Origin of the sequence: Weizmannia sp. CD-2023, assembly GCF_036225245.1 — a bacterium.
GTDB classification, from domain to species: Bacteria; Bacillota; Bacilli; order Bacillales; family Bacillaceae_C; genus Weizmannia; species Weizmannia faecalis.
Genome location: NZ_JARTJQ010000028.1, coordinates 1 through 25254 on the forward strand (window position 1 = coordinate 1; position 25254 = coordinate 25254).

At 48.1% G+C, this 25254-nt stretch carries 23 protein-coding genes; 18 read left to right on the top strand and 5 right to left on the bottom strand.

The window, feature by feature from the left end; translation table 11 throughout:
• Positions 1-1324 (bottom strand): MDR family MFS transporter (locus tag P9687_RS03335; protein ID WP_328228864.1); only part of this gene is annotated, 1324 nt, incomplete at its 3' end.
• Between the two features lie 199 nt (positions 1325-1523).
• On the opposite strand from P9687_RS03335, the gene nagA reads away from it, so the two are divergent.
• The 3 genes from nagA (at position 1524) to P9687_RS03350 (ending at position 4426) form a co-directional block, all read left to right on the top strand.
• Positions 1524-2657, top strand: coding sequence for an N-acetylglucosamine-6-phosphate deacetylase (gene nagA / locus P9687_RS03340; protein WP_014095905.1), 1134 nt, complete (start codon positions 1524-1526; stop codon positions 2655-2657).
• Between the two features lie 337 nt (positions 2658-2994).
• The gene (nagB, locus tag P9687_RS03345; protein WP_014095904.1) at positions 2995-3723 is read left to right on the top strand and encodes a glucosamine-6-phosphate deaminase; all 729 of its coding nucleotides are present in this window, start codon (positions 2995-2997) and stop codon (positions 3721-3723) included.
• Positions 3716-4426 carry a GntR family transcriptional regulator gene (locus P9687_RS03350; RefSeq protein ID WP_014095903.1) on the top strand — a complete coding sequence of 237 codons (711 nt, stop codon included), beginning with the start codon at positions 3716-3718 and terminating at the stop codon, positions 4424-4426. Before nagB ends, P9687_RS03350 begins: the two co-directional genes overlap by 8 nt.
• Positions 4427-4509: 83 nt before the next feature.
• On the opposite strand, the gene P9687_RS03355 is transcribed toward P9687_RS03350, so the two are convergent.
• Complete coding sequence (locus P9687_RS03355; protein WP_014095902.1) at positions 4510-5760, bottom strand: C40 family peptidase; 1251 nt, start codon at positions 5758-5760, stop codon at positions 4510-4512.
• A gap of 521 nt (positions 5761-6281) precedes the next feature.
• Positions 6282-7784, bottom strand: coding sequence for a methyl-accepting chemotaxis protein (locus P9687_RS03360; protein WP_035182261.1), 1503 nt, complete (start codon positions 7782-7784; stop codon positions 6282-6284).
• A 117-nt stretch (positions 7785-7901) separates the two neighbouring features.
• Here P9687_RS03360 and P9687_RS03365 point away from each other — a divergent pair, with 117 nt between their 5' ends.
• Positions 7902-9908: a penicillin-binding transpeptidase domain-containing protein gene (locus P9687_RS03365; RefSeq protein WP_328228536.1), complete on the top strand. Its 2007-nt coding sequence runs from the start codon at positions 7902-7904 to the stop codon at positions 9906-9908.
• A gap of 557 nt (positions 9909-10465) precedes the next feature.
• Complete coding sequence (locus tag P9687_RS03370) at positions 10466-11503, top strand: glycosyltransferase family 4 protein (RefSeq protein ID WP_328228537.1); 1038 nt, start codon at positions 10466-10468, stop codon at positions 11501-11503.
• A 311-nt stretch (positions 11504-11814) separates the two neighbouring features.
• Here P9687_RS03370 and P9687_RS03375 read toward each other — a convergent pair whose 3' ends face one another.
• Positions 11815-12453, bottom strand: coding sequence for a YigZ family protein (locus P9687_RS03375; protein ID WP_328228538.1), 639 nt, complete (start codon positions 12451-12453; stop codon positions 11815-11817).
• A gap of 272 nt (positions 12454-12725) precedes the next feature.
• Between P9687_RS03375 and P9687_RS03380 the strand changes: the two genes are divergently transcribed.
• Entirely contained in the window at positions 12726-13889 is a 1164-nt protein-coding gene (locus tag P9687_RS03380; protein WP_328228539.1) for a sensor histidine kinase, read from the top strand.
• A gap of 2 nt (positions 13890-13891) precedes the next feature.
• Positions 13892-14575 carry a response regulator gene (locus tag P9687_RS03385; protein WP_026684742.1) on the top strand — a complete coding sequence of 228 codons (684 nt, stop codon included), beginning with the start codon at positions 13892-13894 and terminating at the stop codon, positions 14573-14575.
• A 337-nt stretch (positions 14576-14912) separates the two neighbouring features.
• Here P9687_RS03385 and P9687_RS03390 read toward each other — a convergent pair whose 3' ends face one another.
• Positions 14913-16337, bottom strand: a complete 1425-nt coding sequence (locus tag P9687_RS03390; RefSeq protein WP_328228540.1) for an amino acid permease — start codon at positions 16335-16337, stop codon at positions 14913-14915.
• 565 nt (positions 16338-16902) lie between these two features.
• On the opposite strand from P9687_RS03390, the gene P9687_RS03395 reads away from it, so the two are divergent.
• The 11 genes from P9687_RS03395 to mntA all read left to right on the top strand — a co-directional run bounded on the left by P9687_RS03395 (position 16903) and on the right by mntA (position 25205).
• A complete protein-coding gene (locus P9687_RS03395) occupies positions 16903-17745 on the top strand; it encodes a DegV family protein (protein ID WP_328228541.1) in 843 nt (280 codons plus the stop codon).
• A gap of 300 nt (positions 17746-18045) precedes the next feature.
• Positions 18046-19431: a DEAD/DEAH box helicase gene (locus tag P9687_RS03400; protein WP_328228542.1), complete on the top strand. Its 1386-nt coding sequence runs from the start codon at positions 18046-18048 to the stop codon at positions 19429-19431.
• The gene (locus tag P9687_RS03405) at positions 19424-20131 is read left to right on the top strand and encodes a ComF family protein (RefSeq protein ID WP_251460336.1); all 708 of its coding nucleotides are present in this window, start codon (positions 19424-19426) and stop codon (positions 20129-20131) included. Before P9687_RS03400 ends, P9687_RS03405 begins: the two co-directional genes overlap by 8 nt.
• Before the next feature lie 66 nt (positions 20132-20197).
• Positions 20198-20593: a TIGR03826 family flagellar region protein gene (locus P9687_RS03410; RefSeq protein WP_328228543.1), complete on the top strand. Its 396-nt coding sequence runs from the start codon at positions 20198-20200 to the stop codon at positions 20591-20593.
• Positions 20594-20663: 70 nt separating this feature from the next.
• Entirely contained in the window at positions 20664-20930 is a 267-nt protein-coding gene (flgM, locus tag P9687_RS03415) for a flagellar biosynthesis anti-sigma factor FlgM (protein ID WP_014095890.1), read from the top strand.
• A gap of 12 nt (positions 20931-20942) precedes the next feature.
• A complete protein-coding gene (locus tag P9687_RS03420; protein WP_014095889.1) occupies positions 20943-21413 on the top strand; it encodes a flagellar protein FlgN in 471 nt (156 codons plus the stop codon).
• Positions 21414-21435: 22 nt separating this feature from the next.
• Entirely contained in the window at positions 21436-23052 is a 1617-nt protein-coding gene (flgK, locus tag P9687_RS03425; RefSeq protein ID WP_017551636.1) for a flagellar hook-associated protein FlgK, read from the top strand.
• A 14-nt stretch (positions 23053-23066) separates the two neighbouring features.
• Positions 23067-23960, top strand: a complete 894-nt coding sequence (gene flgL / locus P9687_RS03430; RefSeq protein WP_013858614.1) for a flagellar hook-associated protein FlgL — start codon at positions 23067-23069, stop codon at positions 23958-23960.
• A 205-nt stretch (positions 23961-24165) separates the two neighbouring features.
• Positions 24166-24615 carry a flagellar assembly protein FliW gene (gene fliW, locus P9687_RS03435; protein ID WP_014095887.1) on the top strand — a complete coding sequence of 150 codons (450 nt, stop codon included), beginning with the start codon at positions 24166-24168 and terminating at the stop codon, positions 24613-24615.
• Positions 24616-24619: 4 nt separating this feature from the next.
• Entirely contained in the window at positions 24620-24874 is a 255-nt protein-coding gene (csrA, locus tag P9687_RS03440; RefSeq protein WP_017551637.1) for a carbon storage regulator CsrA, read from the top strand.
• On the top strand, positions 24864-25205 hold the full coding sequence (gene mntA / locus P9687_RS03445; protein WP_017551638.1) for a type VII toxin-antitoxin system MntA family adenylyltransferase antitoxin: 342 nt from the start codon (positions 24864-24866) through the stop codon (positions 25203-25205). The genes csrA and mntA overlap by 11 nt, the downstream gene beginning before the upstream one ends.
• The last annotated feature ends 49 nt before the right edge of the window (positions 25206-25254 follow it).

A 25254-nucleotide genomic window follows, 5' to 3' on the forward strand; every position in this document is an offset into this window, starting at 1 on the left:
CGCTTTCCGGATTGATCAGCCTGTTCAGCGAATTCGTCGTAAACCCGCCCGGATTGCCCTTCGCAAGTTCCCCGGCAACTTTTGCATTGAAATACGTACCGAATACAGCGGAACCCGCCGACTGCCCGAGATTCCGGAAAAATGTATTCGAAGCCGTCGCCGCCCCGCGCAAAGACCAGTCCACCGCCGACTGAACCGAAACGAGCGAGATCGTCATCACAATCCCGAACCCGAACCCGGAAATGGCGGAGAAAACGTAAAAACTCCATTCCTGCGTTCCCAATGAAAACAAGCTGAGCCAGGCAGTGCTTCCCAAGATGAAGGCCATCCCCGTTAAAAACGCCAAACGGTCCCCGTATTTCAACTGAAGCCTTCCGCCGGCAAAAGAGCCGAGCATCCACAGGACAGGGCTCGGTGCCAGCATAAGGCCGGAAAGCGTTGCGCCATGCCCTTCAAGCCCTTGGATCCACATCGGAATATACACGTTAATCCCCATCAGAACAGCACTGCCCAAAAAACAAACCAGATTTGAAACCGAAATGGCCCGGACGTGGAACAACGAAAGCGGCATTAATGGATCCGGATGCCGGTACTCAATCCATATAAATAAACCAAGGAGAATGACACTACCAGCTAATAATCCTATAATCACCGGGTTTCCCCAATCGCTTGTATCCCCGCCTTTTTGTAGGGCGTAAAGCAATGCAAGCATCCCGGCGGAAAAGGTGGCAGCCCCCCATACATCAATTGCATTTTCCGTTTTTTCCACCTGCTCATGTAAAAACAGGATGACCATCAAAACGGAAATCAGACCAAACGGCAGATTGATGAAAAAGATCCAGTGCCAGGTGAGCTGGTCGACAAAGAAACCGCCGAAAAGAGGCCCGATGACACCGGCAATGCCCCATGCCGCGCCCATAAACCCGAGCATTTTCGCCCGTTTTTCATGCGGATAAATATCGGCAACAATGGTATTCGTAACCGGCATGATCGCCCCGGCCCCGATTCCCTGAATGGCACGGAACACAATCAGCTGGCCCATCGAACCGGCGAGCCCGCACAATGTCGAACCGGCAAGGAAAACAACGGTGCCGGCCGTGAAAATTTTTTTGCGACCGTACAAATCCGCAAGCTTCCCGAAAATTGGAACCGTTACTGCTGAAGTGAGCAAATAAATGGCAAATACCCAGTTCATCACGCCGATCCCTTTCAGGTCGCTCACAATCCGCGGCATCGCGGTGCTGACAATCGTCCCCTCAATGGCTGTTAAAAAGGTGGCCACAAACAGGGCGATTGTGACCGCCTTGACATTGGTTTGTTTCATAAAAAGTCCTCCATGATTTGTTCGTTCTGCACTTTTTCTAGTATATATCAACTTGCCGCGGAAAAATAGATTTCTAGACTCAGGAAAGAATCTGCATAAAAAGAAATCATTTCCCCATAATAAAGATTGACATCTGACACATCATGAATGATAATTGGTATAGACAACTATATAAATTTTAAAAAAGAGGTGTTTTCCGTTGACGGAAAAAGTGCTGATCCACAGCAATCTTTATACAGGGAATGAACATATTGCAGACGGATTTATCCGGTTTACAGATAAAATCATTGAAACCGGCAAAATGGCAGATTACCGGCCGAAAGCAGGGGAAGAAGTGATCGACGGGAAAGGGATGACAACTATCCCGGGCATGATTGATGTCCATATCCATGGCGGCTATGGCATTGATGCGATGGATGCCGATCCGGAGGCGCTCGTTACATTAAGCCAAAAGTTGCGGCAGGAAGGGGTGACTTCCTTTTTCGCGACAACGATGACCCAGGATTACGGAAAAATCGAAGCCGCCTTGCGCGCCGTTAAAGTGGCAAAAGAAAAAGGGGGCACAACGATCGAAGGCATTCATCTCGAAGGGCCGTTTGTTTCGAAAAAAAGAGCGGGGGCCCAGCCGCTTGAATATATTAAGGCGCCGGACACGGAACTGTTTTTAAAGTGGGTTGAAGCTTCTGGCAATCTCATTAAGCTTGTCACCTATGCCCCTGAAAATGAAGGTGCACGGGCATTTGAAAATGTGATGATTGAACGCGGCATCGTGCCTTCCATGGGCCATTCAGATGCCGTCCGTGCTGAACTTTTACAAAGCAAGGCAACACACGCGACCCATCTTTATAATGGCATGCGCGGCCTGCACCACCGCGAGCCTGGCGTTGCGGGGCATGCGTTGCTGTCGCCTTATGTACAAGTTGAACTGATTGTTGACGGTATCCATGTGCATCCGGATATGGTGAAGTTCACGTATGAAATAAAAGGGCCGGAAAAAATCTCCGTCATTACTGATGCGATGCGGGCGAAAGGGCTGCCGGACGGGGAGTCGGAGCTCGGCGGCCAGAAAGTGCTGGTGAAAAATGGGGAAGCCCGGCTTGAAAATGGTGCGCTTGCCGGCAGCATCTTAAAGATGGACGATGCATTCCGCAACATTATGAAATTTACCGGCTGTTCGATTGCAGAAGCGGTACAGATGACTTCCGTGAACCAGGCGCGCGAGTTTGGCCTCGAACAAAAAGGAAGTCTCACGGCCGGGAAAGATGCCGATTTTGTACTGCTGGATGAACAATTGCAAGTGAAAACAACGTATCACCTTGGAGAGCGGGAATAACGCGCACAGACTGGTGTGAACCAGTCGCGCGATAAAAAAAGTCTTACGGCCAGGAAAGATGCCGATTTTGTACTGCTGGATGAACAATTGCAAGTGAAAGCAACGTATCATCTTGGAGAGCGGGAATAACACACACAGACTGGTGTGAACCAGTCGCGCGATAAAAAAAGTCTTACGGTCGGGAAAGATGCCGATTTCGTACTGCTGGATGAACAATTACGAGCGAAAGCAACGTATCACCTTGGAGAGCGGAAATAACCAGTCGCGCAGTAAAAGAGTCTTACAACCAGTAAAGATCTGGTAAAAAAACATATCATCTTTGAAAGCGGGGATAAAAATGGATGTGCATATTTTTAAAACAAGCGATGAAGCAGCAAAATACGCCTATGAACTGATCGAAAAAGGGATTCGGGAAGGGCAAATCCGCACGCTCGGGCTTGCAACGGGCGGCACGCCGCTGAAGCTGTATGCTTACATGCGGCATGCCGGACTGGACGTTTCAAACGTTACCACTGTGAATCTTGACGAATATGTGGGCCTCAAAGATACCGATGAACACAGCTACCGTTATTACATGGAAAAAGAACTGTTTTCGCATATGAATTTTAAACAATCGTATCTGCCTGATGGAACGGCGGAAGACCTCGAAGAAGAATGTGCAAGGTATGAAAGAATTTTAAAAACGCATCCGGTCGACCTACAAGTGCTCGGCATCGGTAAAAACGGGCACATCGGCTTTAATGAACCGGGCACTTCCTTCGATTCCAGAACCCATATTGTCGAACTGACCGAATCGACGCGGGAAGCAAACCGGCGCTTTTTCGAAAGAGAAGAAGATGTGCCGGATCGCGCCCTTTCGATGGGGATTGCTTCGATTATGGACGCGAAAAAAATCGTACTGCTGGCATTCGGCAAAAGTAAGGCTGAAGCGGTCCGCAGCATGATCAAAGGGCCGGTGGACGAAGCCTGCCCGGCATCCGTTCTGCAAATGCATCCGAATGTCGTTGTCGTTGCCGATGAAGATGCCGCTTCTTTGCTGGAGGATGCCGGGAAGCGCCATGATTGACAAAACCTCCCCGATCCCGATTTACTTTCAAATTCAGGAAGAAATCCGGAAGAAAATCAGGGAGGGGGAATGGAAAACAGGCGAAGCCATTCCGTCTGAACGGGTGTTAAGCGATCTTTTTGAAGTGAGCAGAATGACAGTCCGCCAGGCGGTACAAGGTTTGGTGGATGAAGGCATTTTAATGAGAAAACGGGGAAGCGGCACGTTTATCAGCGAACATAAGGTGGAGCAGCCTTTGGAAGGGCGGATGAGTTTTACGCGGCTGATGGAAGAGCGCGGGATGAAAGCTTCGAATAAAATCGTGGCGTTTTTTGAAAGGGAAGCCTCCGTGCAGGAAATGGAGGCACTCACGCTGAAAGAGCCGGAAAACGTTCTTCATATCGAGCGGCTCCGCTACGGGGATGAGATCCCGATTGTATTCGAATCGATCATCACCCCGGCAAGGATTGCGGCAGGGCTTACTGAAGAAAAATTAAACCGTTCTTTCTACCAGTTTCTTGAACGGGAAAAGGGATTGCGGCTCGGAAAAGGGTACCAGACAATCGAAGCCGTTGCGGCGAGCGCACGGCTGGCAAAACTGTTAAAAGTGGCCCCGGGTTCACCGGTGCTGTCCATTGAACGCGTGACTTCGCTTTCAGACGGTACACCGTTTGAATATGTCAAAGCGCAATACGCCGGCAGCCGCTTTAAATTTTATATGTAAGAAGAATCAAATCGGGGCAAGCCGGTTCAGATGCAAAAAAACCGCGGAAGATCCGCGGTTTTTTTGGTTCAATTTATAGAACATTAATAGAAACGTTTATAGCTGTCAAAATGGGATTTCCAGTACGTGTAGCCGACAGAAGAAACAGATACGCCATCGGAATTCGCGGCGATAAACCGGCCGCCGCCGAGATAGATACCAACATGCGTGATCGCGCTCGGATTGGTTCCATACGTGCCTTCAAAGAAGACAAGATCTCCTGCCTTTGGGCTGTTCACATAGTAAGAACGGTTATAAAGGCCTGCTGCGGACATGCGGGAAATGCTGTACCCGGCTTTTTTGTATACATAATAGATAAAACCGCTGCAGTCAAATCCGGACGGGCTCGTACCACCCCAAACATACGGCGTGCCGATTAAGCTGTTCGCAATGCTGATTAAAGAAGATACAGAATGGGTACTGCCTGAAGTTGTATCGACTGTTGTGACCGATTTGGAAGAATCGGACGGACTGCCGGTTACTTTCAGCTTCTGGCCGGCATAAATCAAGTCGGAACTCAGATTGTTCAAAGATTTAAGCTTACTGACGGTGATTCCGTACTGTTTGCTAATGCCGGACAATGTGTCTCCGCTTTTTACCGTGTATGTAGCCGTAGCCGTGGAACCGGAACTGTTTGAACTTGCAGCGCCTGCCGTTCCCGATGTGGAGGAACCGGATGAGCTGCTACCGGTTACTTTCAGCTTCTGACCGGAAAAAATCAAATCGGAACTTAAATTGTTCAAAGATTTTAGCTTGCTGACAGTTGTCCCAAACTGTTTGCTAATGCCGGATAATGTGTCTCCGCTTTTTACTGTGTATGTAGTCGTGGAACTGGAACTGCCGGTTGAACGCGAACTGCTGCTTGAACTGGACGAGGAAGCGGAATCTGCCCCTTTGGAAACAGCCAATACGTCACCGGGATGGATCAGCGATGAAGAGAGCTTGTTCCAGCTCATTAAGTTTGAAACCGATATGCCGTGGTTTAAGGCAATCGTGCTCAATGTATCCCCCGGCTTGACCGTGTACGTTTTGGCAGAAGAGGATGGGGCCGAAACAGAACGGGCCGAAGCTTTTGCCTTGGACGCTGAAACGTTCAGTACCTGGTTCGGGTAAATCGTGTCAGATGCCAAATGGTTGGTTGATTTCAATGCATCAACGGACGTATTATACTTCTTTGCAATTTTCCAGAGGGAATCCCCTTTTTGGACTTTATATGTCTGGGCAAATGCCTGCGATGTAAACGAAGTGGCCAGAATGGTTGTAGCGGCAACAGAAAAGACAGTTTTCTTTCTCACACTCGTGTAACCTCCATTTATATTTTTATCTCTCTATTTAACATTCTATCAAAATTTTTTCACAATGGTACCCCATTTCGGCATTTTATAGGAAAAGATTGCACTTTTTTCCAATGAAAGCGGCAGAAATAGCGAAATTTGTTAAGATACCCCGGAAAATTGAGGGTCTCCCTTAACCTAGAGCGCGACTACGTTAAGATATCCGCAAAAATTTTCTCGCTTCCTTAACATAGAGTGCGTCTACGTTAAGATACCCGGCAAAATTGAGAGTCTTTCTTAACATAGAGCACGTCTACGTTAAGATATCCATAAAAATTCCGCGTCTTCCTTAACGTAGAGTGCTTCTATGTTAAGATATCCGGCAAAATCGAAGGTCTTTCTTAACCTAGAGCGCGACTACGTTCAGATACCCGTAAAAATTCCGCGTCTTCCTTAACATAGAAGCGTTCTATGTTAAGATACCCGGCAAAATCGAGGGTCTTCCTTAACCTAGAGTGCGTCTATGTTAAGATATCCGTCTGCTAAATCATTTGATCGGCAAATTTTTCCTGCATTTGTTCGGTTTTTGCCCGGAACTGCTCCGCCTGGGCAGCCGCTTCATTGAGCGTTTCTGCAATTGTATGATGGTCATTCGTTAAGCTTTCGATCGTCGCCGACATTTCTTCTAGGCTGGCGGAAGTTTCTTGAATGATGGCCGCGAGTTCGCTTGATGCGCCTTCCACGCCATGCGCCTTTTCGGTCACTTTTTTGGACAACGTATCGAATTCTTTAAACTTCTCAACCTGTCCGTTTAACGTTTTTAATAGTTTACGGAAATAGGTGGTTACATTTTGGCTTGATTCCGCTGTCGTCAAAATTTGTGTGCTGCTTAATTCCAGCTTATCCCGTGCCGCCGCGTTGCTCTGGTTCAAATCAGCCAAATTATGGTTAATTTTTTCGGTGGTTTCGTGTGTCGTTTCCGCAAGGCGCCGGATTTCATCGGCAACAATCGAAAACCCGCGGCCTGCTTCCCCAGCGCGGGCCGCTTCAATCGAAGCATTCAGCGCAAGCAGGTTCGTCTGTTCTGTAATTTGTTTGATGCTGTCGGTGAACGTATTCGTTTCTTCCACTTTTTGCGTTAACACTGTAAATGTGTTGTTCAGCTCCATAATCGTATCTACCACATCACTGATTTCAAGCGTTAAATTTTCTACCGCCTTTTCACCGGCTTTTGCCGTTTCCTGTGCTTCAAGCGATTCGTTTGTCAGTTCACCGGACATTTGTGTTAAAAATTCCATCGATTGCACCGTATCTCCGGCGTGTCCGGCAATTTGCGTAATCTGCTCACTTTGGGTTACACTGCCTTTAGAGATTTCATGAACGGCGGACTTCATTTCGTTTTGGGCATGTAAATTGGTCTGAATATTGTCGTTCACATTGGAAACGCGGTCAAGAATCTCCGCCATTTCCTGCCGGTAAGCCGAGCCTTGATCTTCCATGGTTTGAAGGGTTTTCTTTATGGATAAAAGAAAAGAATCCATCAAATTTTGATGCAGGTAGATCATGGCGTATAATAAAATTGCGGTTAAAACATAGCAGAGCAAAGCGGTCGGGACCAGGTTATGAATGAGGCCCGAATCGGCGGCCGGCACCAAGTAGCTGGCAAGAAATCCGGCAATGCCAAGACCGGCTCCGATAAAGAAAAGGACATTTTCAAACTGCAATGCCGCATAAGCAAGCAGAAAGAAAAACAAAATGTCTACGGAAAAGCTGTTTTGAACAAAAAGGGTGGCATATATTCTGAACAAATAAGAAATGATGACGCTCGCATAAGAAAACAAGCGGAATTTTTTCATGGCGCGCCCGAGTGTAAAATACAGTGCCAGAAGAACAACGATTTCCACGCCGTACAGGACAGCCATTCCGGCCTCTTGTTTGTAAAGATATGTTACAAAAACGACCAGCAGGGCAACAAGCAGGGTAATAAACATGAGAAGACTTTTTTTGCGCATGTTGTCTGCTTTTAACTGTGTAATGATGTCCACGTTCTTACCTCCAAATCTAGTTCTTCTTATCTAACACAAATGTAACACAAAAACCGGCAAACTTCTCCATTTTTTTCTCAAAAGGTGGAAACTTGCCGGTGTCAGGGAGGAGATTTTTTGAGGAAGTATGTATTTATCATCGGTTTGCTGCTCGGGGTTTTGGCGGCCCTTGCCGGTTGCGAAAAAACGCCGACACCGAATGAACGCCTTGCAGATTATGTAAAAGCATGGAAGCAGGAAAAATTTGCGGAAATGTACCATAGTTATTTATCGGCTTCCGCAAAAAATACGTATGCGAAAAAAGATATGGCGGACCGGTACAAAAAAGTGTACGGGGACTTGAATGTTTCAGATTTAAATGTTTCATACCAATCGTTGGATAAAGATGCCTATAAAAACAAAGAGAAAGTTACCGTGCCGGTCAAAATTTCGTTCCAAACCTCAGCCGGCAAAGTCGCCTACAAGGATAAAGTGGCGCTTGTAAAGGAAAAACGGGACAAAAAAGAAAACTGGTATGTCAATTGGAAGCCGGATCTTATTCTCCCGCATTTGGCCAAAGGGGATACGATTAAAGTGTCCGACCAAAACGCTGTCCGCGGGGAAATTTTGGACCGAAACGGAAAAGCGTTGGCCAAAAACGGCAGCGTGTACCAAATCGGCGTCATTCCGGAACAATTGAAAGGGGATAAACAAGCGGATATACAAAAAGCTGCCGGCCTGCTTGGCATGTCAGCGGACGAAATCAAACAAAAAATGGATGAGGACTGGGTGCAGCCTCATTTGTTTGTCCCGTTAAAAAAAGTCCCGATGGAGAAAAAGGATCTCGTGAAAAAAGTTACATCCATCCCGGGCTTTTCTTCGCAAACGGTTGGTGCCCGCGTTTATCCTTATGGAAAAGCCGCTGCGCATTTAACCGGTTATATCGGTGCGATCACTGGCGAAGAACTGAAAAAACTGCAAAAGAAGGGCTATACTGCGGAGAGTGTAATCGGCAAGCGCGGGCTCGAACAGTTGTATGACCAAAAGCTCCGCGGCCAGGCAGGAGAAAAAATTTACATCGAGAAGCAGGACGGCAGCACCTATACCGTTGCTGAGCAAAAAGTGAAAAACGGCGAGAATATCAAAGTCACCATCGATGCCGAATTGCAACAGAAAATTTACAATCAAATGAAGGGGGATGCCGGCACGGCCGCGGCCATCCATCCCAAAACGGGTGACGTGCTTGCCCTTGTAAGCACGCCTGCTTTCGACCCAAATGATTTTATTTCAGGCATGTCTTCTTCCGCTTACACGAAACTTGAAAAAGATCCGGATAAGCCGCTCATTAACCGGTTTGCCCTAACGTATGCGCCGGGTTCAACAATCAAGCCGGTCACTGCGGCTATCGCGCTTGATACCGGGACGACAACAACCGCGGCAACGAAAACCATCACAGGGACTTCGTGGCAAAAGAACGCCGACTGGGGCAGCTATAAAGTGACCCGCGTCCACGCCAATAACAGCCCGGAAAACATGGAAAAAGCGCTCGTGTTATCCGATAATATCTTTTTTGCCCAAACCGCGCTTGATATCGGGGCGGACAAATTTGCAAAGGGCCTGAAGGGTTTCGGATTCGGGGAAGACATTCCGTTTGCGTATCCGTTGAAGGCATCGCAAATTTCGTCCACCGGCAAGTTCAGCAGTGACATCCAGCTTGCAGACACGGGTTATGGCCAGGGGCAGATGCAAATGAATATTCTCCATCTCGCCATCAGCTACACGCCGTTTTTAAACAGCGGCGATGAACTGAAGCCAAATTTGCTTGCAGGTGAAAAAACAAAAGTGTGGAAACATGCCGCAAGCAGTAAAACCACCGGGGAGATTTCCGGTATGCTCCGCCAGGTCGTTGCGGATCCGTCCGGCACGGCGCACGCTGCCAATATCTCCGGAGCGCAGCTTGCGGGGAAAACGGGCACCGCTGAACTGAAAAAGAGCCAAAAAGATCAAAACGGCAAAGAAAACGGCTTTTTCGTCGTATATGACGAAAAGAACCCGAATATGCTTGTTGCGATGCTGATTGAAAATGTTAAACATCGCGGCGGCAGCGGGCTTGTCGTGAACAAAGCCGTAAATCTGTTTCAATAGTTAACTTTGCAAGGGCCATCCCCGCTGCAAAAAAGGTTAAAGCTTCATGCTATATAAATTGAAATAAAATTTGTGACGCGGGATGAGATAAGAAGACTGCGTTCTTTATAACGATCCATTCGGAGGGGAAAGCCTAAGCTCATTTTATATAGCGTGAAAGGGCGGCATCTCGGGGAGCGGCATGGATGCCGGTTGTCCAGCCGCCAAAAAAATTTGTTTGCTGATGCCGGCCACTTAAACAATGCGGTTTTTGTATCTAAAGGTATCCCTGATGTCAAAGTGACCGGGGATGCCTTTTTTTATGTTTTTTGGCGGTTGCTGCGAGAAAAAGCATGAAAAATAGTAGAATCGCTCAAATGTTAGTGGATAAATTGTCGGAGAACAATTATAATGGTTACAGTGAATTTCGGGTAAATATTTTTTTAAGATTGCTTTAAGAAAGTTAAGGTATAATGTTTTTAAGAAGAAGTGAAACGGTTATCATGCTCAGGCATCGATTGCGGGTTCACGAACACTTCAATCCTTATTGGTTTTGATCAACCAAAGGAGGCAGCACATTGATATTCCTGACCTTGTTTATATGCTTTATGCTCACAATACTCCTGACGCCGCTGATTAAAAAACTGGCGATCCGGATCGGGGCAGTTGACAAGCCGAACCAGCGAAAAGTTCATATGAAAGTCATGCCCCGTTTAGGCGGTCTTGCTATTTATATCAGTTTTATCGCCGGCGTGCTGCTGTTTCAACCGGACAGTTCGCATTCGCTGCCTATTTTGCTCGGCAGCTTGATTATTGTCATTACGGGCATGGTTGATGATGTAAGAGAGCTGTCACCGCGCGTCAAACTCATCGGCCAACTGGCAGCCGCACTGGTTGTTGTTTTAAGCGGTATTCATGTCGAATTTATCAATCTTCCTTTCGGCGGACAGCTGGAATTTGGGATTTTCAGTATTCCGCTGACGATTTTGTGGATTGTCGGCGTCACGAATGCCATCAACTTAATTGACGGATTGGATGGGCTCGCTGCGGGGGTTTCCTCGATTGCACTGTTAACCATTTCCGGCATGGCGATCATTATGGGGGACGCCTATGTGACGGTGCTCGGCCTGATTTTAATGGCCAGTACGATTGCGTTCTTATTTTATAATTTTTATCCGGCAAAGATTTTTATGGGCGATACCGGTGCCCTTTTTCTCGGCTACATGATTTCCGTGCTGTCATTGCTCGGTTTTAAAAATGTAACCTTTATTTCCTTGATTATTCCGGCGCTTATTCTCGGTGTGCCGATTTCGGATACTTTCTTTGCAATTATCCGCCGGCTTGTCCATAAGCAGCCTTTATCGGCTCCAGATAAGTCGCATTTGCACCATTGCCTCTTGCGCCTTGGCTTTTCACACCGCCAAGTCGTGCTGATTATTTATGCGATCGCTGCCATGTTCAGCCTCGCCGCCTTTATCTTCTCGATGGCGACGCTTTGGGGCTCGCTCATTTTTATCGGTGTGATCCTGATTACAATTGAAATTTTCGTTGAAAGCATTGGCCTGGTCGGAAAAGATTATAAGCCGCTGTTAAATTTTATAAAAAACCGGTCATAGCCGTCCGGATCCACCGGGGCCGTTCCCGCAATAAATAATCCGGGGCGGTACCTGCACACAACCGCAACTGGCAGTTTCGGGTTTGCGGTTTTGGCAGCCCCTGGTCATTGTAACGATGATGACGTTCCGGCCGGCTGAAAACCTGTTTTGCAAGTCCCAAATTTTACGTCAATCTGGCTGAGATTTCAGTATCTCCCGCCACGGCCGGTTGTGTCCGGCTCAGCGCTTGTTCAGCCGTTTGCGGTATAAAAAAGCAGAAAGCCGGATGACGGGCTTTCCGCTTCTGCTTTTTCCAATTTGTGCGTTTCTCTTTACCGGGCAACATCCGTTTCCAAATAAAGTTTTTCTCCCTCGGCCACATCCGCCTGCCCGTTCGTTAAATCTGAAATCCACGTTTCAAAAGCATGCTGTTCCCCTTCTTTTACATAAATATCCAGCTCCACCTGCCCGAGGTACCGGATTTCTTTTATTTCATAAGGGGAATGGTGCAGCGCATTCTCGACTTTTCCGAGCCACGTATAATCCAGTTTGACATGGAAAGTGGCGGTAAGCGTCCTTTTGACGATGCCGCATGCGTTGATGCCTTCTGAAGCTGCTTTGCTGTACGCACGGATCAACCCGCCGGCTCCGAGTTTAATCCCGCCGAAATAGCGCGTCACCACGACTGCCGTATCCTTCAAATCCTTCTTTTTCAGCACTTCCAGCATCGGAACGCCCGCTGTGCCGGCCGGTTCGCCGTCATCCGCTGCTTTTTGAATAAGATTCTGCTCACCGATCATATAAGCGGAACAGTTGTGATTGGCGTCCCGGTGCTTCTTTTTCACAGAAGCGATGAAATGGAGCGCCTCCTCTTCCGATTCCGCCCGCTTCACATGGGCGATAAACCGTGATTTCTGGATATCTATTTCATGCACAGCCTCGCCTTTGACTGTAAAATATTCTTTTAACATCGCAACCTTCCTTTAGCAAAACCTGTTTTTCCCTCATTATAACATGCTTTTGTATGATATAATTTCAGTATATAAGAATATGTTGAAACTGCCGTATATCGGTTCGTGTTTTCCTACGAAAGTACCTGGGAAAATAGTCCTGATATACGGTTATACTTTATTTTCTGATCGTTTACCGGCGGTTTTCGCGTTAAAATAACATTAGCCGCGTGTGTGCTGTGGCTTGCCCTGCTTTCGGATAAGCCTTTATTATTACTTTTGGGGGAAGTAAGATGACTTTTAAAACATTCGACTCCAAAGCATTGGATGCGATCCTGGAGAAAATGGTTGCAACAGTTGAAGAAAGCAAACACGAAATTTTTGAAATCGGTGAAAGATGCCGCCAGGATTACGATGCGCTCATCAATGAGCTTGAGGAAGTCAAAGCAACAGTGGCTAAAGTTATTGAGCAGACAGATGAGCTGGAAACGAAGTCCAAATTTGCAAGGCGACGCCTGGCGGAAGTAAGCCAGCATTTCCGTGACTTTTCCGAACAGCAAGTGCGCGAAGCATATGAAAAGGCACATACGATCCAAATCCAGCTGTCCATGAACCGGCAGCGCGAACTTCAGCTGCGCGAAAGAAGAAATGAACTGGAACGCAGGCTGCATTCACTAAAGGATACGATTGACCGGGCCAATCATCTCGTCTCGCAAACAACGGTCGTATTAAATTATTTAACAAGCGACTTGCAAAGCATTAGCGAGGCGATTGAAGATGCAAAGCATAAACAGGAATTCGGTTTGCGTGTCATTGAAGCGCAGGAGGAAGAACGGAAGCGTATTTCCCGGGAGATACATGACGGGCCCGCACAAATGCTGGCCAATATGCTGCTCCGTTCCGACCTAGTGGAAAAAGTTTATCATGAAAATGGAATGGAAGAAGCCATTGCTGAAATGCGCACGTTAAAAGAACTGGTGCGCGATTCATTGAAAGAAGTGCGGCGCATTATTTACGATTTGCGGCCGATGGCATTAGACGATCTCGGGCTGATTCCGACGCTCAAAAAATATTTGTCTACGATTGAAAGCTATAAAGGAAGCCCGGTCATTACATACAGGCATCTCGGGGAAGAACGAAGGCTTCCGACTAATTACGAAATCGCGCTTTTCCGTCTCATCCAGGAATCCGTCCAAAATGCGTTAAAGCATGCGAAGGCGACGGAAATCCAGGTGAAATCGGAGCTGAGGAAAAACAGTTTTATCGCGACAGTCAAAGACAACGGCGTCGGTTTTGATATCCGCAGCATCCGCGAAGGGGCTTTCGGGATTGTCGGCATGAGAGAACGTGTCAGCCTTTTAAATGGTGAAATTTCCATTCATTCAAAAATAGGAGCGGGAACATTGGTGATTATCCAAATCCCGATGCAATTAGACTTGGAAAAGGAGAAAAGGTGACCATGACGGTAAAAATTGCGATTATTGACGACCATCAGTTGTTCCGAGAGGGCGTCAAGCGGATTTTGGAATTTGAAAAAACATTTGAAGTGGTAGCCGAGGGTGAAGACGGCGAAGAGGCGCTGGACATTATTGAAAAATACCATCCGGATGTTGTTCTGATGGATATCAATATGCCCCACCAAAACGGGGTAGAGGCAACAAGAAAGCTGATCGAGGCATATCCGGAAACAAAAATTATTATTCTTTCCATTCACGATGATGAATCGTATGTCACACACGCATTAAAATCAGGCGCAACCGGTTATTTGCTGAAAGAAATGGATTCCGATGCGCTGATTGAAGCTGTAAAGGTGGTTGCTGAAGGCGGCAGTTACCTGCATCCGAAAATCACCCATAATTTGGTGGAAGAATTCCGCAAATTGTCGAATCGCTATACACCGGGCGGCGCCTACCAGCAGCCGCCGGCAGTTGTCCCGCCGCTGCATTTGCTCACGCCGCGCGAATGCGAGGTTCTGCAGCTGCTCGCGGACGGAAAAAGCAACCGGGCGATTGGAGATGCTTTATACATAAGTGAAAAAACAGTGAAAAACCATGTAAGCAATATTTTGCAAAAATTAAAAGTGAAAGACCGTACCCAGGCGGTTGTGACCGCCATTAAAAACGGGTGGGTTGAAGTCCGCTAAAACAAGGCCCTGGCCGTACACTTGTGTATGCCAAGGCTTTGAATGGTGCGCAGGCGCCATGCCACAATCATGCAACACCGGCGCAGAAATGAAAATCACCAAGTGCAAATTTACAGGATAGAAAAAGATTCCCGGGCGTATGCGTGCGCCCGGGAATCTTTTTTTGACTTTATGTCTGCTTCAATTTTCCGATATGCGGCCAAGCCGGGGCAGCAATGCTTTTGAGGCGCCCATAAGCCGCTGTTCTTCTATTTCTAAGCCTGCCCGGATACCTGCCCGGCATTCTATGCAGGCGTTCTTTTGTCCGCTGGGCAGGTGTTCCTGTTGTCTCCCTATTTCAATTTTTAACCGGATCAGCCGGTGTTCTGTCATCTTTCCAATGCCCGAGTTCACTGTGCCGATACCCGTATCCGAAATAAATGGCAAGCCCGATGATGAACCATATGAGAAAGCCAATCCAGGTCACTTTCGACAGGTGGACCATTAAATAACCACACGCGATTACTGCCAGCACCGGAATAACCGGGACGAACGGCGTTTTAAAACTGCGTGGGATGTCCGGCCGTGTTTTTCTGAGCACAATGACACTGATCGAGACAACAATAAAAGCAAACAAAGTGCCGATATTCGTCAATTCTGCAAGCTGGTTCAGCGGGACAACGGCTGAGAAAACCGTTGCCATCAGCCATGTCAAGATGATGCTTCTTGTCGGCGTTTTTGTCTTTTCCGTCAGTTTTGAGATCGATTTTGGAAGCAGACCGTCGCGGCTGATCGCAAAGAAAAGGCGCGTCTGCCCGTACATCATGACAAAGAGAACGGTTGTAATGCCAAGAATTGCACCGAGTGAAACAAAGCCTGCCACCCAATTCTGGTGGACAACCCGGAGCGCAAACGCAACCGGATCGCCGACATTCAGCTTGGCATACGGAATCATCCCGGTCAGCACTGCAGATACAGCGACATAAAGGACAATGCAAATCGCAAGAGAAGAAATAATTCCGATCGGCATATCCCGCTGTGGGTTGCGGACCTCTTCAGCCGCAGACGAAACGGCATCAAATCCGATATAAGCGAGGAATGCGGTTGCCGCCCCTTTTATGATGCCGCTAAAGCCATAAGGCATAAATGGCGTCCAGTTCGCTGGTTTGACATAAAAAATGCCGACAGCGAGGAATAAAAGAATGACGCCGATTTTAATACAGACCATGACATTATTGATTTTGCTCGATTCCTTCACGCCGGTCAGCAATACAGCAGACAGGAAGAACACGATCACTACAGCCATCAGGTCAATATACGAACCTTTGGCCGGATTATAAGCGCCGCTTAAAGCGTGCGGCAAATGGATGCTAAATCCGCGTACCAGATCCTGGAAATAGGCGGACCAGCCGCTCGCTACAACTGAACAGGCCAGGCCGTATTCGAGAATTAAGTCCCATCCGAGCACCCAGGCAAACAACTCGCCAAACGTTGCATAACTATAAGTGTACGCACTTCCTGAAGCAGGGATCATAGAAGCGAATTCAGCATAGCATAAAGCTGTTAACGCACAGGCAATCCCTGAAAAAATAAAGGACAGAATGATTGCCGGGCCTGCCGCCTGCGCAGCAACAATACCGGTCAAAACAAAAATGCCTGTTCCGATGACCGCCCCCACGCCAAGCATGGTCAAATCAAAGGGGCCAAGGGCTTTTTGCAGGCTCTTTTTTCCGCGGGCCTGCTTAAGCATGTAATCCATTGATTTTTTCCTGAATAATTCCATGTCGAAAATCTCCTTCTATTTGCAGCCAACCCAGTGATGAAGATGTGATCCAATAATTTTGCCAACGGAGAATTTTCAAATATTTTAAATCTGAACGATACACCTTTTGTCTCTGAGTTGCATGCACCATTTGAGTTACCTTAGACATTCTACAAAATATGACATGATTTGTAAAGGACAGATAAAACAGAAAATTAAGTTTTGAAAAAGGCGAAAACACGAACGTTTTCTGGAAAAGATTCATTTTTCCATCAAAGAAAGCGTCATCAAGTGAATGATTGTATGCTGAACCATATGGATTCTTCCTTTTTTGGCTTCCGGACCTGGTATTATTTACAATTTTGTATCATTTGCGAAATCTTGAAGTGGAAAGGAAATTTTTGCAGTGAAGGGAATCTGCGGCAGGAATGAAAAACATTTTGCACACTTGCAGGAAATTTGAAGGGGGAATTTGGCAAAAAGCACCAGCCACAAAACAGATTTCCATATTGCAGAAAGAAGACGGCTGACAAATGGTTCCTGATTCTATAAAATAAAAATAGGAAAGCGGAAGGGAGATGGAAGAATGAGGACGGCCATTGTGACCGACAGTACCGCTTATATTCCAAAAGAAGTACGCGAAAAATATTCGATTTACATGATTCCATTGAATGTGATTTTCGGGAAGGAAGAATACCGCGAAGAAGTTGACATTACAGCAGATGCGTTTTTTGAAAAAATGCGCATGGCGGACGAGCTTCCAACATCCTCGCAGCCGTCAATCGGCCAGTTTGTCGAACTGTTTGAACAGCTTGCCAAAGACTACGATGCCGCAATCAGCATCCACTTGTCCAAAAAAATCAGCGGGACATACCAGGGTGCCGTAACCGCATCCGGGATGGTGGAAGGGATAAAAGTGTACCCTTACAATTCCGGCTGGAGCTGCATGGCACAGGGATTTTACGCGATTGATGCGGCGAAAATGGCGCTTGCCGGAAAAGAACCGGAAGACATCCTCGCCCGCCTCGATGAATTAAAAGCATCCACGAAAGCCTACTTCATGGTCGATGATCTCACCCACCTTCAGCGCGGCGGAAGGCTGTCCGGATCGCAGGCCGTTATCGGCAGCCTGTTAAAAATCAAGCCGCTATTAACTTTTGTTGATGATGAAATTGTCCCGTTTGAAAAAATCCGCACCCAGAAAAAAGCGCTCAACCGGATTTTTGACCTGCTCGGCGAGGATGCCGCCAAAGGCTTGCCACTAAAAAGCTCCATCATTCATGCCAATCGGGAAGAACAGGCGCTTGAGATCAAAGATGAATTGGAAAAACGCTTTCCAACCGTCGACTTTTCGATCAGCTACTTCGGCCCGGTCATCGCGACCCACCTTGGTGAAGGCGCGATCGGCATCGCCTGGATGCTGAAATAAGAGCCAGGCTGTTCCAAATCGCTGGAACAGCCCGGCATGATGGGATCATCCGGGACAAACTTGGCATAACACACCCGAGGACAAGTCTTGAAACCCGCCGGACAGTCAATCACTTTGGAGGATTTTACCTCTTGGGACAAGTCCAAAAACCCGCCGGACAGCCAATCCGCGATTGAATAAGCGAAAAAGCGGTTGTGATCCATTATCCGTACGGGCTTTTGCCTGCCATTTTCCCGAATCCGTTAGAACAGGGCCGCCCCCATTTTCCACCCCCGCAATTAAAACAAAGGAGTGGTCACTTTGCCTTCTGTTTTCTCCGAACAGCTTCAACGCCACCTCGCCGGGCGGATCCTGCTCGAACCGGAAATCCCTTTTTCACCGGAACTGCTCGAACAGCACTTTAAACAAGGCTGGATCCGCGCTGAACCGGCGATCCAGGGCGAATTCCCGCACTGTGTCTGCTTGCGCTGCGGCAACCGCGCGCCGCATCTTTTTGCCGAATTCCCTTGCGCCCACTGCGGGAAAACGAGCATTTATTGCCGGAACTGCCTGATGATGGGGCGGGTCACCGCATGCAAGCCGCTTATCACATGGGCAGGCCCTGCGCCCGCATTCCACCCGCCCCGGCACCCGCTCCATTGGGATGGCACCCTCTCTGAAGGGCAGCAGGCCGCATCCGAAGCGGTTAAAGCAGCCATTCTTCAAAAAAACGAGCTGTTGATTTGGGCAGTTTGCGGATCAGGAAAAACGGAGATCGTTTTCAAAGGGATTGAAGCGGCGCTTGCAAACGGCGAACGCGTCTGCATCGCAACCCCCAGAACAGATGTCGTCCTTGAACTTGCCCCCCGCATCCGCCGCGTTTTCCCGGATATTCCGATTGCCGCGCTTTATGGCGGCAGCCCTGACCGCCATAAATGGGCGCAGCTCGTCATCTCCACTACCCACCAGTTGTACCGCTTTGCATCCGCCTTTGATGTCGTGATTGTGGATGAAGTGGACGCTTTTCCGTATACTTTCGATGAAACGCTGCAGCGCGCCGTTCAAAAAGCGGCAAAAGACCGCTGCGCCCGCATTTATCTTACCGCAACACCAAGTGAAACATGGCAGCTTGAATGCAAGGCAGGTAAGCGCCCGTTTGTCACGATCCCGGCCCGCTATCACCGCAAGCCTCTCCCCGTTCCTGTATTCAAATGGGCAGGCAACTGGCGAAAAAAGTTTGAGAAAGGCAAGCTCCCGGTTCCGGTTGAAGCATGGGTAAAAAAGAGGCTTGAATCCAGAAAACAGGCGCTTCTTTTTCTCCCAAACATCCGCCTCATGAAAAAAGCAGAGCCGGTTTTTAAACAGCTGCATCCAGCGATTGAATCGGTGCACGCAGAAGACCCGGATCGGAAAGAAAAAGTGGAAAGGATGCGCGCCTGTAAAACGCCACTTTTGCTGACGACGACCATTCTTGAACGCGGCGTCACGTTTCCGAATATTGATGTCTGTGTCGTCGGGGCGGAAGATGCTATCTTTACGGAAGCTGCCCTCGTCCAGATCGCGGGCCGAGCCGGAAGAAGCGCCGATTTCCCAAGTGGGGACGTGACGTTTTTCCATTACGGAAAATCAAATGCGATGGTGAAAGCACAGCGCCATATTCTCTCCATGAATGAAGAAGCGGGAAAGCGGGGGTTGCTCGATGCATGAATATTGCCTGTTCTGCCATCAGCCGCTTACCCATAAACTGTCCTGGCGCACGCTGATTTTTCCGCAGCCCGGACCACTTCTTTGCGAAGATTGCCGCGCGCAGCTTGAAAAAATTGCACCGCCTGTCTGCCCGAAATGTTCCCGACCCCTGGCCAAGCTGGATGCTTCTTATGTGGAGGGAGCTCTGTGCCTTGACTGCGCTAGATGGGAACAAGACCCGGAATGGGCGGGCGTGCTGGATGAAAACATTTCGCTTTATACGTACAACGATTTTTGTAAAGAAATTTTTACCCGTTTCAAATTTCGCGGGGATTATGCGCTCGCCGCCATTTTTGCGGATGGCATCAAAGAGGTACTCAAGTCCCGTGCATTTGACTGCATCGTGCCGGTTCCACTCAGCCCGGAGCGCCTTTCCGAACGGCTTTTTAACCAGGCGGAGGCGCTCGCCCGTGCTGCCGGGTTCGAAACGGCTAACATTCTTCACCGCGTCCACGCCGAAAAGCAATCGAAAAAAACACGGGCTGACCGCATTCATCAAGCCCAAACTTTTTATATAGAAAAAGAAATTTCAATCGAAGGCCGTTCCGTTTTACTGGTGGATGATATTTACACGACAGGTTCGACCGTCCGCCATGCAGCAAAAGCGTTACGTGAAGCGGGCGCCCGAAAAATTGTATCGTTAACCGTGGCAAGAAGTTAAACACAACGAAATTTCTGCCGATATAGAAGATAGAAGACAAATGTGCTGGAAAAGGAGGCGGGCCGAATGGCGGAGTTGGCAAACTGCCCGAATTGCGGTAAATTGTATGTTAAAAATCCCGTCCGCGATGTGTGTGAAGACTGCTACCGCGAGGAAGAGGCTGCATTTGAACGGGTTTTTCAATTCTTGCGAAAACGTGAAAACCGGGCGGCAACAATCGAGACAATTGTTGAAAAAAATAATGTCCCGGAAAAACTGGTTTTCAAATGGGTGCGGAGCGGCCGGCTTTTGATTGCGCATTTTCCGAATCTGGCATATCCTTGCGACCGTTGCGGAAAATTAATCCAGTCCGGAAAGTTATGCGAAGAATGTGCAAAAACGATTGCAAAAGATCTTGAACGTTTTGAAAAAGAAAAGAAACGGCAGGAAGAAATAAGGGAAAAGACTTATCACATCAAGTAAACATTGCGCAGCTTTATCCGATATAATAAACATAATGGAACGGATACTGTTTGAAAAAGGGGTGAGCCGAATGAAAATCAATCCGGTCAATACTTCAGGGATCAATCCGTATCAGCAGCAAGCCAGGCGGGATGTGCAGCAAACCGCCTCCAGCACCCGGAAAACGGATAAAGTGGAAATTTCTTCAGAAGCGAAACAGTTGCAAAAAACGTCCCAGTTTGAGCAGGAACGGAGCCGGAAAATTGAGGCTTTAAAACAACAGGTACAGCACGGAACCTATCAGCCGGATGCGGAAAAAACCGCTGAAGGCATTTTGAAATATTTTACAGGCAAGTAAGGAGGGGCGTAAATGGCTGCGGAAAAATTGATCCGATGTCTTGAAAAATTGCAGAAGCTCCATGAAAGCCTGTTTATCCTTGCCACCGAAAAAACCGAAGCGGTGAAAAAGCAGGAGATAGAACGGCTGCAAAAAATTACGCAGGAAGAACAGGCCCATATCCGTGCAATCGGCGCACTTGAACAGGAACGGGAAACGCTGGCAAAGACGCTTACCGGCGGCAATGGGACGCTGTCGGACTGCATCGCGGCCGTATCGGGGGAAGCACGGTCCCAGCTCGAAACATTGAGGGACAGCCTGATTGGCATCACAAAGAAGCTGAAACAGCAAAATGAGCTGAACCAGATGCTCCTTTATCATTCCCTTCAATTTACCCAATTCATGCTGGATCTGATTTATCCGAAAAATGAACCCACCACATACGGGCCGCCGTCCGGGCAAAAAGCGGCGGCCGCCATGCCGCGGTTCGACTCAAAAGCCTGAAAGAATACGGAGGAGAAGCAAGGTGTCCACTTTCTTTGGATTAGAAACAGCAAAACGGGCTTTGACGGCCCAACAGAATGCCCTGTACACCGTCGGGCAGAACGTGGCCAATGCCAATACCGATGGCTACACAAGGCAGCGGGTAAACTTGCAGGCGTCAGATCCGTACCCCGCTGCTTCGATGAACCGCCCGGCCATCGCCGGACAGCTCGGGACAGGGGTGGAAGCGGGCGAAGTGCAGCGGATCCGCGACAAGTATCTCGATGTTCAATACCGGGAAAACAACAGTGCAGCGGGTTACTGGTCAGCCAAATCTGGTGCATTAAGCAAAATGGAAGCCGTCATGGATGAAACGGGAACGAAAAGCAGTTTGTCCAACACAATGGAAGCGTTCTGGGAATCCCTTCAGGACTTAAGCACGAATCCAGAAGACGTATCTGCTCGCTCGGTTGTTTTGGAACGCGGGCAGACGCTGACGGATACATTCCACTATTTAAACAGCACGCTTTCCCAGTACAAAACGGATGTCGGCAGCGAAATCAGCGTATCGGTCAACGATATCAATTCCACTTTAAAGCAAATCAGTGACTTAAATAAACAGATCGCTGAACTTGAGCCGAACGGTTATTTGCCAAACGACTTGTATGACAAAAGGGACAGCCTTGTCGATAAGTTGTCCAGTTATTTGAACGTCACCGTCGAAGTACAAAAAAGCGGGGGAAATCCAAAAGCAAACGCGGACGGCATTTACAACATTAAAATGACCGCTGCGGATGGCACAAGCGTATACCTTGTCCAAGGTTCAAATTACAATGCAGTTGAAGTACAAGGGGGAACCGACAGCAACGGCGACGGTATCCTCGACGGCCCACCGGCAAACGGGGAAATGACCGGCATCACAATCGGCGGGAAAAATTTTGCGGTCGCGGATACAACCGGCAAGGTCACGTTCCCGCAAGGCAAACTGTTGGGACTGATTGACAGCTACGGTTATCAGTATGCCGGCGCAAACGGCACAGTGGAAGCAGGGGCTTATCCGAGTTTGCTCGACAGCCTGGACAAACTCGCCTACACATTCGGAAACGTATTAAATGCTGTCCACGAAAAAGGGACAGACCTTAAAGGGAATGCCGGGACTGCCTTTTTTACGTTCGGTACCTTAACGGACTACAAAGGGGCCGCGGGTCAAATTGCCGTCAACAGCAGCCTTACATACGATAAAATCGCCGCCTCTTCAAATGGCGATTCCGGCGACGGGCTGAATGCCATTAATCTTGCAAATGTGGTTACCTTTGATTTAAGCAGCCAATCCGTGCAGCTTGAAGGGATCAGTGGCAGGCTTAACATTGCGGCACTCGGTCTGCCGCTTGCATCCGGCACCATCACCAGCAATTACGAAGGCCTCATTGGAAAGCTCGGGGTTGATGCCGAACAGGCAGGCAATATGCAGACAAATACCGCTTCCCTTTTGGATTCGGTGGATATGAACCGGAAGTCCGTCAGCTCGGTATCGGTTGATGAGGAATTAACCAATATGATCAAATACCAACAAGCCTATAATGCTGCAGCAAGGATGATTACTATGACAGACGAAATGCTCGATAAAATCATCAACGGCATGGGTGTTGTAGGCAGATAGGCAGGTGAAAAACGATGCGTGTAACCCAATCGATGCTCGCCAATAATTTCTTAAACAATTTAAACACAAGCTATAGTAAACTCGCGAAATACCAGGAACAGCTGTCTTCCGGCAAAAAGATCAACAAACTTTCGGATGACCCGCTGTCCGCGATGAAAGGCATTTCCTACCGGAGAACCGTCGCCCAGGTGAAGCAATACGAAGACAACTTCGCGGAAGCCAGCACTTGGATTGAATCGACAAATGACGCTCTTGATGAAGCCAATCAGGTGTTGCAGCGGATCCGGGAACTGACAGTGGAAGGGGCAACGGACACGAAGACTCCGACTGACAGGCAGTCGATCGCCGATGAAGTGGAACAACTTCGCGATCAGCTTGTCAATATTGCCAATACGAAAGTCAATGACAAATATATTTTTAACGGCACCCGGACGACGGAGAAGCCGATCAGTGGCGATATCAGCACGTTTGACGGCTCAACCAGCCTCGGCATGAACACCAATCCGGTAAAAATCGAACTGTCAAATGGCATTTATCTGCAAGTCAATGCGAACGGAGCAAATGCTTTTTCTGATGATCTGTTTAAAGACCTGAACCATTTAATCAGCGATTTAAAATCCGGCACATCGGCAAGCGGCTTTGACAGCTATTTGGGCAAAATTGACGGCCATATTGACAATGTGCTGAGCGAACTGTCGCAGGCCGGGGCGCGGAGCAACCGCCTTGATTTGATGAAAGACCGCGTCACCCAGCAGGAAACAACGGCAACGAAGATCATGGCCGGAAACGAAGATGTGGATATCGATAAGGCGTACACGGACTTTTCCGTTGCATCCGGCGCCTATATTGCTGCGTTAAAAGTCGGCGCACAAGTGATCCAGCCGACATTGCTCGACTTTTTGAAATAATACGGGGACACCACCCTGCTTTGCCAGGTGGTGCCGTTTTTTTATCTGAATGTTTTTGAACCGGGCGGGGCAGGAGCGGAACGCCGGTTAGCAGCAGAAACATGCATGCCCCCCCAAAGGTTTAGAAAACGCAAAAGAATATGCCCATCGAAAGGAGAGAAGGCGGTTTTCCCCGGCAGCAAAAGTCGGGGACCCCTCACTAAACATGATGAAGCTTCAAACAAAATACCACGGTGAAGTGGAAATAGAGGATGCAGCTATATGGCATTTTGAAGGCGGGATTCCGGGATTTCCGGATGAGAAATCCTTTGTTTTGCTGCCGCTTTTGGACGACGGCATTTACATGGTCCTCCAGTCAACGGCGTCACCCTATGTCGCTTTTGTCGTCACAAGCCCGTTTTTGTTTTTCCGAGATTATGAATTTAACATTGATGATGCCACGCTTGAACAGCTGTCGATTGAAAAAGAGGAAGATGTGCGGGTTTATGCCATTTTGACGGTCCGTGATCCGTTTTCGGAAACAACAGCCAATTTGCAGGCCCCGCTCATTATGAACGAAAAGAATCATAAGGCGAAACAACTGATTTTAAACGACCGGCATTACCACACAAGGCACCCGCTCTTTGCGGACGGGCCGGACAAGGAAAAGGGGTGAGAAGATGCTGATTTTATCGCGGAAAAAAGGCGAGTCGATCCAAATCGGCGATGACATTGAAATCACTATCGCCGCGATCCATGGCGACCAGGTCAAAATCGGCATCAACGCCCCAAAACATGTTGAAATTCACCGGAAAGAAGTGTACTTGGACATACAGGAAGAAAACGCGAACGCCGCAAAAAATATCGAAGGCCTGCTCCACCTGCTTGCCCAATCCAAGAAAGACAGTGGGAGCGAGAAGAAGAATGATGGATAAAAAAATTCAAAACCAGCTCGTTCAAATCGGCCTTTCAACAGAAAAGGTAAAGAAAATTATCCTTTTCGGCTCGAGAGCGGTCGGAGATAACACAGACCGGTCTGATATTGATTTAGCCATTGTGGCGCCGGAAATGTCAAAAGAAGAATGGGTATTGTTTGCTTTGGACTTGGAAGACGAGCTGGATACTTTACTTTCCTTAGACATCATTAAGTTTGAAGATGCCTCTCAACAATTGAAAAGTGAAATCTTAAAAAATGGCAAGCTTTTGTATCAGGATGACGATATCCCGAATGAGATGGAAAAAGACAATTTTATAGAAAGTCCATAAACTTCATCACATCATTCCATTTTTTACAGACATCTCAAAAAAGGACTGA